Genomic DNA, 13,054 nt, shown 5'->3' on the forward strand with positions numbered 1-13,054 from the left:
AGCGCCCTGAGGCGGTAGCCGGCGTAACCACGGAGGGCGCCCCAGCATGCCGCAGTGGAACAGTATGAGCGACGCCGCACAGGTAGCCGGGGGTGCTGACGCGCACCCTCGGCTCGGGACCACCGCGGGCGTCGGCTCGCCACGCAACGAGGGGCGCACCGCCGTGGGCGTTCGCCGGACGATCGATGTCGACGCGCTCGCCGAGCAGGTCACAGCGGGGCAGCGTTCGGCGCTGGCCCGCGCGATCACGCTGGTCGAATCCACCCGCTCCGATCACCGGGAACTCGCGCAGCAGTTGCTGCTGCGGGTGGCGGCGGAACCGGGCAGCGTCGTCTCGAACCGGGTCGGCATCACCGGTGTTCCGGGCGTCGGCAAGTCCACGTTCATCGACGCGCTCGGGATGTACTTGCTGGCCAAGGGACATCGGGTCGCGGTTCTCGCGGTCGACCCGTCCTCGACCCGCACCGGTGGCTCGATCCTCGGTGACAAGACGCGGATGGCGCGGTTGTCGCTGGAGGCGGACGCGTTCATCCGGCCGTCCCCGACGGCGGGCACCCTCGGCGGCGTGGCCAAGGCGACCCGGGAGACGATCGTGCTCCTGGAGGCCGCCGGGTACGACGTGATCCTCGTGGAGACCGTCGGCGTCGGCCAGTCCGAGGTGACCGTCGCCAACATGGTCGACGTGTTCTGCTTCCTCACCCTGGCCCGCACCGGAGACCAGTTGCAGGGCATCAAGAAGGGCGTGCTGGAACTCGCCGAGCTGGTGGCGGTCAACAAGGCCGACGGTAAGCACGAGATCGAAGCCAAGGCCGCCGCGCGCGAACTGGCGGGCGCCCTGCGCCTGATCCACCCGCACGACGCCCTGTGGAAACCGCCGGTGCTCACCATGAGCGGTCTGGAAGGCGTTGGCCTCGACAAGTTCTGGGGCACCGTCCTCGACCACCGCCGGGTCCTCACCGAGGCGGGCGAATTCGCCGAGAAGCGTCGCCGCCAGCAGGTCGACTGGACCTGGACCATGGTCCACGACCAGATCCTGCGCCGCCTTGTCGATAGCCCGAACGTGAAAGATGTTCGCGCGCAGGTGGAATCGGCTGTCCGCGCCGGAACACTCACCCCCGCCCTGGCCGCCGAACAGATCCTCACGGCCTTCGACCGGAGTTGAGACACCCGCACGGTGCCCACCGGTAGCTGCTGACGGCGTCATCGAGTCGTGTCCGGGGTGATCGCCCGGAATTTTCGGCTTTCACGTCGGGGTTTGTGGATGATATTCCCATTCCGGCTGCTTTGCCAGCTGTTGTCTGTGCCGATTTTCGAGGATCCTCGGAAGTGGACGTCGAGAGCTGACGGCCGAGGAGGTAGTGATGACGATCTTCCGCACGAATCGGACCATGAGCAGTGACAGGACGCCCGAGCGGGCGATTCTCGGGGGCGACGGTCGTTGGCGGCTCACCTGGCTGCCAGAACTCGGCCTGACGTCCGATCAGGCGATATCAGGACTGAGGCTGGACGAAATCCTCAGTGACCCTGCCCTGGTCTATGACCGGATGGCGCTGGCAGAGGCCACCACCTGTGCCGACCGCATCGGCATCATCCTCGAGCTCGCGATGGTGCGACTCTGGAAGCGGATGAGCACCGCCATCGCGCTCTGCGGGCTCGTGGCGACCCGATGGGGTCGACCTGTCTGACCCGGCCGGACTTTCACAACCAGCGGATACGTCGGAAGGCGACGATCAGGGTGGCGCAGATGGTGGCCATGACGATCAGGGTGGCGGGGTAACCCCAGGTCTGCCGGAGTTCGGGCATGTGATCGAAATTCATGCCGTAGATGCCGGCGATCATGGTGGGGACCGCCAGGATGGCGATGTAGGCGGAGATCTTGCGCATGTCCGTGTTCTGCTGGACGGCGATCTTGGCCACCGCGGCGCCCACGAGCGTGGTGAGGGTTTCGTCCAGGTCGTTGATGCGCTCGGCGACGCCGCTGTGATGATCAGCGACGTCGCGCAGGTAGCGGCGCACCTCCTTGGGCAGGGGAGTGCGCGGCGCGGTGAGGGTCTGCAGCGGGCCCGCGAGCGGGCGAACGGCCCGGCGTAGCTCGACAATCTCGCGTTTGAGCTGGTAGATGGCCTCGATCGGGATCTTGCTCCGCGGGCTGAAGAGCTCTTCCTCCATCGACTCGACGTCGAACTCCGTCGCCTGGGTGACGTCGATGTAGGTGTCGACGACGTGGTCGGCGATCGCGTGCAGCACGACGCCGGGGCCGAGCGCCAGGCGATCGGGTTCGGCTTCGAGCCGGTGCCGCACGGCGGTGAGTTCGTTGTGTTCGCCGTGGCGGACCGCGACCACGAAATCGGCGCCGAGGAAGACCATGATCTCGCCGGTCTGCACGATCTCACTGACGGTGTGCATATCGTGCTCGACGTAGGCGACGGTCCGCATCACGGTGACCATGGTGTCGTCGTAGCGTTCGAACTTCGGCCGCTGTCTGCCGGTGACGGCGTCCTCGACGGCGAGTTCGTGCAGACCGAACGTCGCGGCGATCTCGCCCATCTGGTGCAGGTCCGGTTCGAACAGCCCGATCCACACGAAACCCGTACCACGCCTGCGGATTTCGGTCAGCGCTGTGTCGGGGGTGAAGCGGCCGGGCAGACGCTTGCCGTCGACATAGGCGGCGCAGTCGATGATGGCGCGCGCGGTCGGCACCGAGGGTTTGTGGACGACTTCCACTCGCCGTCGGCTGCGCGACAGGAACGGGGAATTCGCTACCCGGGCTCCGATACCGCGCCGGGTCGCGGTGGGAGCGGGTGTGACGCGAGGGCCGTCGACCATCGTTCACCTCGCTCTCTTCGATCGTGCCGCAGCATCCCACGGCGGCCGACGCGGACGCAACCGAAGCGGGGGGTTGCGCAGACCGGCCCATCCGTGAATACTTAGGTATGTGCCTAAGTATTCGAGCGGCGAACCGGACAGAGGACTCGACAGCGTCTTTCGGGCATTGGCCGATCCGACTCGTCGCGCGATCGTCGAACGGCTGGCGCGCGGGCCCGCATCGGTATCGGATCTCGCCGCACCGTTCGAAGTCGCGCTCCCGACGATCGTGCAGCACTTGAAAGCGCTCGAAGCCGGTCGGCTCGTCAGTTCGGCGAAGATCGGCCGTGTGCGCACCTACCAACTGGTGCCGGACGCCTTCGCAACGGCGATCGACTGGCTGCACGACCAACGTCCACCGGCGCAACGTCAGGTGGACCGGCTCACGGCACTACTCGTGGAATCGACCAGAAACCCAGAGGGAGAACAACAATGACCGACACGGTGACCCGCTCCATCAACCACGCCCAGTTCACCATCGAACGCGAGGTGCCCGTCGCGCCCGCCGTCGTCTTCCAGGCCTTCGCAGACCCCGCCGTCAAGGCGAAGTGGTTCGGCGGCGAGGAAGGCTGGGAGCAGGGCGAGTCCTCGATCGACTTCCAGGTCGGCGGCCGCGAGATCAACGAAGGCACCTTCCAGCAGAAGATGACCTCCCGCTTCGTCGCCACCTACACCGACATCATCGACAACGAACGCCTCGTCTACACCTACGACATGTGGCTCAACGGCTCCCACATCTCCACCTCGGTGGCCACCTGGGAATTCGAACCCACCACCACCGGAACCAAGCTCACCCTCGTCGAATTCGGCGCCCACCTGGACGGTTTCGACACCGGTGACCAGCGCGAGGAAGGCACCCTCGGCCTCGTCGACGCGCTGGTGACCTATCTCGCCGGCCAGGCCTGAGCGAATCGCTCAGCGCACCATGACGACGCGCGAGTGCCTGCCCGTCGCGCCGTCGGGGAACGGGGTCGCCCTGGCGTCGGTCTGCACCGATCCGGTGGCGTCGACCGCGCGCACCCGCAGGGAATGCGTGCCGGGCGAGGCATCCCACGTCCAGGTCCACTGGCGCCAGGTATCGAGGGAGTAGGCGGCGGCGAGTGTGGTCGGTTGCCACGGTCCGTCGTCGACCTGGACTTCCACGGCGTCGATCCCGCGGCCCTGGGCCCACGCCACGCCTGCCACGATCACCGGTCCGGCGTCCAGGTGCGCGAACGCCGCCGGGACGTCGATCCGGGATGCGGTTTTGATCGGTGCCCGAGTTGCCCAGCCGCGTTGCGTCCAGTAGGCCTGTGCTCGGTCGAATCTGGTGAGTTCCAGATCGACAACCCACTTGGTGGCCGAGACGTAGCCATAGAGGCCGGGCACGATCATCCGCGCCGGGTAGCCGTGAGCGACGGGCAGCGGCTCGCCGTTCATCGCGACGGCGAGCAGAGCGTCGGGGTTGCCCAGCACCGCGGCCGATGGCGTGCTCGCGGTGAATCCGTCGACGCTGCGCGACAGGATCATGTCGGCATCGGGGGAGGGGCCCGCCTCGGCCAGGAGATCGGCCAGGCGGTATCCGGTCCACAGTGCGGTTCCGGCGAGATCCCCGCCGACTTCGTTCGAGACACAGGTGAGCGTGATGAGTGACTCGACCGCACGCCGGGCGCTCAATTCGTCGAAGTCGAGACGGATCTCGCGCTCCACCATCCCGTGGATGCGCAATCGCCACTGCGCGCGAGTCAGCGACGGAAGCTGAAGCGCGGTGTCGACGCGATAGAAATCCGGTGCGGGAGTGATGAATCGGGTGAGGCCGGGCACGACTCGGTCCATCTCGGGGGTGACCGGTGGCACCGGCGCGGCGACCCGAGGGAGCACGAAAGCCGCCCGGTCGGCGGCGATATCGCGCAGACGGCTGCCGATGACCCGGCCCGCCGCCCCGGCCGCCACTGCGCCGGCCGCCACCGCGGTCAGAGCGAGCAGGAACCCGCGCCGCGTCGGCCCGGCTTGCCGGTCGGCCTCGGCGGGCACGAGGAACAGCGCGCACAGCGCGGCCATGCCCACCAACGATCCGACCACCGCCGGAACGACGAACAGCGGTGTGGCCGTTGGGCGGAGCAGCGCCAAGCCGCCCACGGCGATGCCGAGAGCGCCGAGCAGCCCGGCCGCCCATGCCGGGCTGCGGCGGGCCACCAAGCCGATCATCGCGGCAGCCACGGCCATGACGGCGGCCATAGTGACCGCCAGTGCGAGTTTGTCGTTGGTGCCGAACCAGCGGATCGCGCTGTCCTTCAACCACTTCGGCGTGTGATCGACAACGGTGGCACCGAGGACGAAGAAGGGGGAGGACACCGGATCGATGAACACGGCGACGAAGTGTCCGACCCCGAGGACCAGCGCGGCGGCGGCCGCGGCCGCGGCTGCCGCCGCGAGTCGGCCCGGATGGCGATGGGTGAAGCTGAAACGGCGGACCATGCTGTCACTCCTGGGGTTCGAGTGTCGGCACGGCCCGCCGCAGCAGGTCAGCCGACTGTCATGCTGACGATCGGGGAGGTGGTCGGCCCGGTCGAACCACCGGCGGGTTCGACCGTCACCGCGAGCGTGTCGGCGACGTCGACCGTGGTCACGACCGAGGCCGGACCGTCCATCACCGCCACCGATGTCGGGGTGCCCGCGCGGATCAGCCACAGCTGGTACGCGCGATCGGCAGGCAGCGCGGGCATGTCCTGGAACGACACCGCGGCCGCGCCCAGCGACTTCGACTCGTACACCGTCATCGCGCCGCCACCGGTGACGGCCACCGAGGACTCCCGGCTGTCGGGCTGGTCGAGCACCTGCTGCGCGGTGACCGCACCCGTACCGTCGTTCGCGCGTTCGATCACCACCCCGATACCTACACCGGCGCCGACCGCCACGATCGCCGCGGCGGCGACGGTCAACCATCGAAGGTGCCATCTCCTGCCGGGCGCGCCGCGCCGTAGGAGCGGAGACGCCTGGGTGTCGTATCGGTCCAGTGCTCGCATCAGTGCGGATTCGAGGCGTGCCGGTGGCGGGACCGAGTCGAACACGGTCAGGTCCGCCATCGTCTCCTGGATGCGGCGGACGGCGGCCTGGAACTCGGCCACCCGGTCGGGGCCTGCGGCGTCGAGCCACTCCTCGAGCGCCTGTCGCTGGGGTGGATCCAGGGCGTCGATGGCGTAGGGGTAGGCCTCGTCCAGCCACGACCAAGGGGTCCGCCGATCGGTCTCGCTCATCGGGTATTCCCTCCGGTCAAACAGTTCTCGAGCCTTTTCAGGCCGTCTTTGATGCGGCTCTTCACCGTCGGCAACGGCACCGCCAAGGTCTCGGAGACCTCGAGATAGGTGCGCCCGCCGTAGTACGCCAGCGCCACCGCTTGGCGCTGGAGTTCGGTCATGGTCTGCAGACAGTCCAGCACCGACTGCTCGTCGAGTCGCTGGGTGACCTCCTCGGCCACGACGTCGTGGTCGCGGCCGAGATGGGCGTGGCCGAACACGATGTCGCGGCGGGTGGCCGACTGCTCGGCCCGTACCCGGTCGACCGCGCGCCGATGGGTCAGCATCATCAGCCAGCCGATCGGGCTGGCCTTGGTCGCGTCGTACTGTCCCGCCAGCGACCAGACCTGAAGGAACACCTCCTGAGTGATGTCCTCGGCGGCGCCGTGGTTGCGCACCACGCGGAGCGCGAGACCGAACACCCGCGGGCTGGTGGCGCGGTAGAACTCGGCGAACGCTGCCCGATCGCCTGCCGCGACGTCGTCGAGCAGGTCGACCAGCCGCTCCTGGACGGCATGGTCGCGGCGGTCGCCCGTCGGGCAGGCCGGAGCGGGCTCGGTGACCGATCGCAGGTTGATCGGTGCGGAGCCGCGCCGGGCCGTCATCGGATGGTCCCTGCTTGCATCAGCATGAGAGGGATTTCGGCCTGCCTTCGGGTTCGGATGGGCGCCGCCGAGAAATTTCCGCGGCGACGCCGGAAAAAGCGCCGTCGCCGTCATCACGCCGCGGGCGGCATGAGCACGCTGTCGATCATGTACACGGTGGCGTTAGCGGTGCGCACGCCACCGCAGATCACGTTCGCGGCGCCGACCTTCAACGTGTCACCGGAGCCGCTGACCGTCACGTCGGCGCCCTGGACTGTCTTGTGCGTGCCCGCGATGCTCTGCGGCGAGATCTGGCCCGGCACCACGTGATAGGTGAGAATCGAGGTGAGCGTAGCCGAGTCGGTCTTCAACGAGTCGATCGTGGCCGGATCGATCTTCGCGAACGCCGAGTCGACGGGCGCGAAGACGGTGAACTGGCCACCGTTGAGGGTGTCGACGAGATTGACGTCGGGATTGAGTTTGCCCGAGACCGCCGAGGTCAACGTGGTGAGCATCGGGTTGTTGGACGCGGCGACGGCGACCGGCTCCTGGGCCATCCCGCTGACCGAGCCGGGTCCACTGGGCACCTGGGCGGCGTATTCCGCGCAGCCGGGCCCGACGAGGTCGGCGGCGGCGGACGCGCCGGTGGTCATCGGCGCCGTGGTCATCGGCGCGGAGGAGGTCGCGGCGGTGGTGCTCGAGTCGTCGTCGGAACAGGCCGAGAGGCCGAGTGCCGAGCCGAGGAGCAACGCCGCAACGAGGGTTTTCGGCAAGGATCGCATGGTGTTTCCGTCACTTCCGTCGAGGCGGCGAGGTGCCGCGTAGATGTTGGATGCAACGGAGTTCGGCTGGCTCGGTAGTTCGGATTGCCGACCATGGCCGTCGATATTTTCGACACGGTGCTAGCGCCCGGGCGTCGAACCGGACGACCCGTCCTCGGGTACCGGTTTCGCGTGGAGGACCAGCATGGCGGCGAGCAGTCGATCCCACGTGACGTCGGGAAGTTCGTGGCCGATGCCGGTCAGCGCGAGCAGATCGGCGCCGGGGATCTCGCGAGCCATGGCCTCGCCGTTGCCGTAGGGAAAGAACGGGTCATCGGTGCCGTGCGCGACCAGGGTCGGCACGGCGATCTCGCCCAGACGTTCCCGCCACCGGTCGCCGGCCTCGACATATGCCAGGTTGAGCACGCTGGAGGCCATGTCGGTGGTGCGGTCGACCATGTGGGTCGCGTGCCGGCGCGCCCGCAGTTCGTCGAATCCGTGTGTGCCCGCGCGTACCCGGGCCTGTTCCACGCCGTAATCGATCACCGCCGCCCGGTCGGACCAGTCAGGGTGGGGTCTGTCGGTGAAGAACGCCATGATCCGGTCCGAGTGCTCGGGCAGATCAGGGTCCGCCGGGCCGGGGGCGGTCGGACGGGTGTTGATCAGAGTCAGGGCGGACACCCGATCGGGGTGGTCGAGGGCAGCGAGCTGACAGATCCATCCGGCCACCGAGAAACCCACCAGGTGGGCTCGCGGAAGTTCGAAGACATCCATCAGCCCGACGAGATCCGCGCCCAGATCCCGGAGGCTGTAGCCGGGAGCGCCCGGCGCGGAGGCGGTCGACCGGCCGGTATCGCGAATGTCGTAGCGCAGCACGAACCGGCCCGCGCCGGCGAGCCGGTCGCAGAACCGGTCCTCCCAGAACAGTCTCGACGTGCTCGGCAGTAGCACCGGCGGATGGCGCCGGTCCCCGAAGGTGCTCACACACAGGTCGACGTCACCGACGGCGACCCTGCGCTCGGGCGATCCCTGACCATGAAGCGGCATGGCGACTCCTCTGCGGTTGCGTCTGTGGAGAAGACGACCTCCGCAGCCGGAATTCATCGGTCTAGCTGCCCACGCAGTCGATGATCGGTGCGGGATAGTCCGCCGGCTCGACGGCCGCGCGCCACGGTCGGTGAATGCTCGCGCCGGGCAGGTGCGCCAGTTCGGGCAGCCACCGCCGCACATAGACGCCGTCGGGGTCGTAGCGCTCGGCCTGGCGCAGCGGATTGAGGACCCGGTTGGGCCGGGTGTCGGTGCCGGTGCCCGCGACCCACTGCCAGTTGAGCTGATTGTTGGCGAGGTCGGCGTCGACGAGCCAGCGCAGGAAGTGGGCCGCGCCGACCCGCCAGTCCTGGCGCAGCGACTTGGCGAGAAAGCTCGCCGCGATCAGCCGAGCTCGCCCCGGCATCCAGCCTTCCGCACGGAGCTGCCGCATGCCCGCGTCGACGATCGGGTACCCGGTGCGCCCGTCTCGCCAGGCCGCGACGGCCTGTTCGTCGTCGGGGCCCGCGGTCACCCGCGTGCGGTAGTCCGACCAGGCGGCATCGGGACGGGCGGCGAGCACCTGATGATGGAAATCGCGCCAGGCCAGCTGGCGGACGAAGGCGAGTCCGCCGTCGGTCGCCGTATCGACCCGGCGCACCACCTCGGTGGGGGACACGCATCCGAAGTGGAGGTACGGCGAGAGCCTGGAGGTCGCGTCGGCGGCGAGGTCGTCGTTGTCGCGGGCATAGTCGGTGATCGGGCCGTCGAGCCAGTCGTGCAGCAGCGCACGTCCGGTGGATTCCCCGCCGACCCGCAATTGTGGCGACGGTCGCCCGGAACCGAGATCCGCCGGCTGAGGCAGCGCCTCACTCCGGACCGGTGGCACCGACAGCGACCGGGGCGCGGGTAGCGGAGTGCGGCGGTGGGCCGCGCTCCAGCGCCGGAAATAGGGGGTGAAGACGGCGAAGTGATCGCGTCCGGTCGACGGGACGAGTTCGGCGGAGGTGGCTGTGACAGAACCGGAATGGCAGTGCACGACGGTGTCAGGGTTGCGGCGCAACGCCTGCTCGCGCTGCCTGCTGTAGCGGCTGACATCCTCGGCCAGGTGCACGCTCGTGGCGCCGGTCTCCTCGATCACCTGGTCGAGGACATCGGCCACCGCGCCGCGGCGCACGACGAGCGTGCCGCCGAGCGCGCGCAGCTCCTTGTCGAGTTCGGCGAGTGCGGCGGCGAGGAAGTGCGCGCGATTGGGCGGGCAGCGATCGGGCACCAGTACCTCGTCGACGACGAACAGTGGTACCACCCGGTCGGCCTCGCGAGCCGCAGCGGTGAGCACCGGATTGTCGTGAACGCGCAGGTCACGGGTGAACAGGGCGATCGCGACGCTCATCGTGCGCAGAGGGGCAGCACACCCTCGCGGCCGCCGGTCGTGGGTGAGGTGAGGTAGACGCACGGGTCCTGGCCCGCGATTCTGATCGCCTCGTCGATCCGCTGCCAGGTGCTCTCGTCCAGGGCCGGGGTGCGGGAGAGGACGAAACCCGACAATCTGCTCGGCGAGGTGACCAGGGCCCAGGAGTAGTCCGGGCCGAGTGCGGTCACCAGGTAGTTGGTCGGTCCCTCGCGCCCGTCCTGGCCGGCGACACCCGGAAAGCTCACGTGCAGTTGCGCGTTCGTGACCGGGTCGTTCACCGTCGCGGTGCCGCGGATCTCGTCGACGCCGCCACTCCAGGTGTGGCAGCGATTGTGGACGGCGATGTCGCCGCGCGCGTCGAGGCTGTAGTTCGCGGAGGTGTCGCGCGCGCAATTGAGGTTGAACACCTGCGGTACTGCCGCGAGCTGGTGCCAATCGCCGAGATAGCGGTCGAGGTCCAGACTCGGCACCGGCGCGGGTGGCGCGGCGGCCGCGGAGCCGGAGCCTGCCACGGTGAGGCCGGCGGCGATCAGCAAGGCGGTGCTCCACGGGCCGAATCGGGTGCGCACAGGAAACTCCTCGCGTAGTCGGTGTTCTTCCATGCTAACAGCAATTGATGCACTATTGATGCATGATGCGGACGGTTCAGCGGGTTGCCGGCTCGACGGGCGCGACCGGGCGCCGACGCGCGGAGGCCGGGCCGTGACGCGCCCGTCGAGGCGTTCCGGGCAGAATGAGGCGATGCCCGCCGGTTCTGCTCCTGTCTCCGCCGCGGCCGGTTTCACGGTTCGCGCGGTGGCCGACCGCCTCGGCATCCCGACCGCGACCCTGCGGAGCTGGAATCGCCGCTACGGCATCGGTCCCGCCCAGGACCGGCCCGGCCGCCATCGGCTCTACACCGACACCGATATCGCCGTGCTCGAGCACATGCTCGAGCTGATCGGCGGGGGCGCGAGTCCCGCCGGGGCCGCGGCGGCGGCCCGTGGGCCAGCGCCGGCCCTCGGTGACCGTGCCGGCCTGCTCGACGCGGCGTTCGCGCTGGACACCACCACCGTCTGCGCCCATCTGGACGCCCATGTGCGGGCTCATGGCGTCGTGCAGACCTGGGAGGCTCTGTGCCGCCCCGCGTTCACCGATATCGTCGCGCGCCAGGGCGGCGGTGAGGGATGCATCGACGTCGAACACCTGCTGTCATGGTCCATCGCGGCGGTCATGCAACAGGTGAAACCGGCGCGGAGCAGCGCGCCCGTGCTGCTCGCGTGCACGAGCGGCGAAACGCATTCGCTGCCCCTCGACGTGCTGCGTGCCGCCTTGGCGCAGGCCGGGGTAGGTGCGCGCATGCTGGGCGCCGACGTGCCGACGGTCGCGTTGTCCGATGCGCTCGCCCGGCATTCGAACGAGGCCTCGGTGCTGCTGTGGTCGCAACGTGAGTCGACCGCGTTGACCTCGGCGGTGCTGGCCTGTGCGGGGTCCGGTGCCCGGGTGCTCGTCGGGGGGCCGGGCTGGGACGCCGCGCTGTTGCCCGACACGGTCGAGCGGATCGGTAGCCTGGCGGCCGCGGTCGACGCGCTGCGCTGAATGCGTTCGGGTACATCATGTTTCCGCCTCGGTGTCGCCGATCAACCGCGTTCCTGGCTGGGCGCCACCGCGCGATCTGACCTGGCCGCCATCGAACGATGCGCAGGCGATGCGATACAGGAAATAGTCGAATCCCACGTCGGCGAACCCGCTGACACGGATCGTCCGCTCGCGAGGACCGGTGCCGGACCGTGTCAGCCCGCCGTCCGCCCCAGCAGGTGCCGCAGCGTCTGCTCCAGATCCTCGCTCCGGAAGACGTGCCCGGCCTTCGTCAGCTGGGTCGGCGTCACCCGCTGACTGGCCTCGGCGAGTTCGCGCGCGCCCTGCTTGCCCAGCAGTACTGCCGGGCCGAAGCTCGGGACCGGCAGCAGCGCCGGGCGATGCAGCACTCGCGCCAGCACGCGGGTGTACTCACTATTGCGAACCGGCTGTGGCGCAACGGCATTGACCGGACCAGCCAGCGTGTCGTCCCAGAGGGCGCGATGGTAGACATCGACGAGATCGTCGATGCCGATCCATGACAACCACTGCCGGCCGTCCCCGATCCGCCCGCCGAGACCGGCGCTGAACAACGGCCGCAGCAACCGCAGGGTGCCCCCACGCGGAGACTGCACGATGCCGGTACGCACCCGCACCACCCGCACTCCGCCCACCGCGGCGGGCTCGCACGCGTCCTCCCACTGTTCGACCACATCGGCCAGGAATCCGTCACCGCGCTCGGACTTCTCGGTCAGCGCCTGCTCGCCACGGTCATAGCCGTAATAACCGATGGCGGAGGCGCTGACGAAGGTTTCGACGCCCGAAGCCGCGGCCAGCTCGGCGAGCCGCCGGGTCGGCTCGATGCGGCTGTCGGCCACCGCACGCCGGTGCGCGGCGGTGAATCGGCCCGCGATCGATGCCCCGGCCAGATGCACCACGGCATCGATGTCGGCGAGCAGGTCGGCGGCGGGCGCGTCGGGGTCCCACTGTCGTTCGTCGGGATGCTGTGCGGGATGGCGGACCAACCGCACCACGCGGTGGCCGCCGGTGCTGAGGAAGGCGCTCAGCGCGGAGCCGACCAGCCCCGACGCGCCGGTCATCGCGATCGTCGTCGGCCCCAAGCCGGCCTGCGCCGCACGGCGGTGGCTCGCCAGATCGTCGGTGAGCTGGCGATAGCGGTAATCGAACATCGGCCGCAACACCGACTCCGGAATCGGCGTCCGCACCCGATCGATGACACGGGTGTGCGTGGCGTCGACCTCGGCGAACTCGTGGACGTGCTGCCACGGCAACAGCCGGGAGACCGGCAGCGAGGCCGGTCCACCCGCCGCGACGGCGTCGGCGAACCGCTCGGGCGGCCGGTACTGCTCGGGGTCGTGTTGAGCGATCCAGCGCAGCCCGCCGGGCAGGCCGAGCACCGCTCGCCCGGTGGCCAGCGAATCGGCTTCGGAGATCAGGGTGACCGGCTGCCACGGCGGCGCCAATCGCGTGAACGCACCGCGACGGGCGAACCAGGCGAAAACGTCGGCCCTGGGTGTTGCAACGATGTCAGAACACTCGATGCCCATCCCT

The 13,054-nt window shown here is 69.2% G+C and carries 14 protein-coding genes; 5 read left to right on the plus strand and 9 right to left on the minus strand.

Annotation, left to right across the window (positions count from 1 at the left end; genetic code table 11):
• The first annotated feature begins 64 nt into the window (after positions 1 to 64).
• Both meaB and ACFTS5_RS15635 read left to right on the plus strand, forming a co-directional pair.
• Complete coding sequence (gene meaB, locus ACFTS5_RS15630; protein ID WP_378631306.1) at positions 65 to 1,162, plus strand: methylmalonyl Co-A mutase-associated GTPase MeaB; 1,098 nt, start codon at positions 65 to 67, stop codon at positions 1,160 to 1,162.
• A gap of 226 nt (positions 1,163 to 1,388) precedes the next feature.
• Positions 1,389 to 1,685 carry a hypothetical protein gene (locus ACFTS5_RS15635; RefSeq protein ID WP_378631308.1) on the plus strand — a complete coding sequence of 99 codons (297 nt, stop codon included), beginning with the start codon at positions 1,389 to 1,391 and terminating at the stop codon, positions 1,683 to 1,685.
• Positions 1,686 to 1,698: 13 nt separating this feature from the next.
• Here the strand turns inward: ACFTS5_RS15635 and ACFTS5_RS15640 are convergent, their stop codons facing one another.
• On the minus strand, positions 1,699 to 2,826 hold the full coding sequence (locus ACFTS5_RS15640; protein WP_378631309.1) for a magnesium and cobalt transport protein CorA: 1,128 nt from the start codon (positions 2,824 to 2,826) through the stop codon (positions 1,699 to 1,701).
• Positions 2,827 to 2,935: 109 nt separating this feature from the next.
• On the opposite strand from ACFTS5_RS15640, the gene ACFTS5_RS15645 reads away from it, so the two are divergent.
• Complete coding sequence (locus ACFTS5_RS15645; protein ID WP_378631311.1) at positions 2,936 to 3,301, plus strand: ArsR/SmtB family transcription factor; 366 nt, start codon at positions 2,936 to 2,938, stop codon at positions 3,299 to 3,301.
• The gene (locus tag ACFTS5_RS15650; RefSeq protein ID WP_378631312.1) at positions 3,298 to 3,771 is read left to right on the plus strand and encodes an SRPBCC domain-containing protein; all 474 of its coding nucleotides are present in this window, start codon (positions 3,298 to 3,300) and stop codon (positions 3,769 to 3,771) included. The genes ACFTS5_RS15645 and ACFTS5_RS15650 overlap by 4 nt, the downstream gene beginning before the upstream one ends.
• Positions 3,772 to 3,780: 9 nt before the next feature.
• Here ACFTS5_RS15650 and ACFTS5_RS15655 read toward each other — a convergent pair whose 3' ends face one another.
• The 7 genes from ACFTS5_RS15655 to ACFTS5_RS15685 form a co-directional block, all read right to left on the minus strand.
• Positions 3,781 to 5,322 (minus strand): molybdopterin-dependent oxidoreductase, encoded by a 1,542-nt coding sequence (locus ACFTS5_RS15655; protein ID WP_378631314.1) that lies wholly within the window; start codon positions 5,320 to 5,322, stop codon positions 3,781 to 3,783.
• A gap of 47 nt (positions 5,323 to 5,369) precedes the next feature.
• Positions 5,370 to 6,101 (minus strand): anti-sigma factor domain-containing protein, encoded by a 732-nt coding sequence (locus ACFTS5_RS15660; protein WP_378631316.1) that lies wholly within the window; start codon positions 6,099 to 6,101, stop codon positions 5,370 to 5,372.
• Complete coding sequence (gene sigK / locus ACFTS5_RS15665) at positions 6,098 to 6,745, minus strand: ECF RNA polymerase sigma factor SigK (protein ID WP_378631317.1); 648 nt, start codon at positions 6,743 to 6,745, stop codon at positions 6,098 to 6,100. The genes ACFTS5_RS15660 and sigK overlap by 4 nt, the downstream gene beginning before the upstream one ends.
• A gap of 113 nt (positions 6,746 to 6,858) precedes the next feature.
• Positions 6,859 to 7,506: a fasciclin domain-containing protein gene (locus tag ACFTS5_RS15670; protein WP_378631319.1), complete on the minus strand. Its 648-nt coding sequence runs from the start codon at positions 7,504 to 7,506 to the stop codon at positions 6,859 to 6,861.
• 120 nt (positions 7,507 to 7,626) lie between these two features.
• The gene (locus ACFTS5_RS15675) at positions 7,627 to 8,532 is read right to left on the minus strand and encodes an alpha/beta fold hydrolase (protein WP_378631321.1); all 906 of its coding nucleotides are present in this window, start codon (positions 8,530 to 8,532) and stop codon (positions 7,627 to 7,629) included.
• Between the two features lie 61 nt (positions 8,533 to 8,593).
• Positions 8,594 to 9,904 carry a cryptochrome/photolyase family protein gene (locus tag ACFTS5_RS15680; RefSeq protein ID WP_378631322.1) on the minus strand — a complete coding sequence of 437 codons (1,311 nt, stop codon included), beginning with the start codon at positions 9,902 to 9,904 and terminating at the stop codon, positions 8,594 to 8,596.
• Complete coding sequence (locus tag ACFTS5_RS15685) at positions 9,901 to 10,494, minus strand: lipocalin family protein (protein WP_378631324.1); 594 nt, start codon at positions 10,492 to 10,494, stop codon at positions 9,901 to 9,903. The genes ACFTS5_RS15680 and ACFTS5_RS15685 overlap by 4 nt, the downstream gene beginning before the upstream one ends.
• Positions 10,495 to 10,666: 172 nt before the next feature.
• Here ACFTS5_RS15685 and ACFTS5_RS15690 point away from each other — a divergent pair, with 172 nt between their 5' ends.
• Positions 10,667 to 11,503: a MerR family transcriptional regulator gene (locus ACFTS5_RS15690; RefSeq protein WP_378631325.1), complete on the plus strand. Its 837-nt coding sequence runs from the start codon at positions 10,667 to 10,669 to the stop codon at positions 11,501 to 11,503.
• Positions 11,504 to 11,697: 194 nt separating this feature from the next.
• On the opposite strand, the gene ACFTS5_RS15695 is transcribed toward ACFTS5_RS15690, so the two are convergent.
• Positions 11,698 to 13,050, minus strand: a complete 1,353-nt coding sequence (locus tag ACFTS5_RS15695; protein WP_378631326.1) for a TIGR01777 family oxidoreductase — start codon at positions 13,048 to 13,050, stop codon at positions 11,698 to 11,700.
• Positions 13,051 to 13,054 lie beyond the last annotated feature (4 nt).

This window comes from Nocardia sp. NPDC056952, from assembly GCF_042674185.1.
Lineage (GTDB): Bacteria > Actinomycetota > Actinomycetes > Mycobacteriales > Mycobacteriaceae > Nocardia.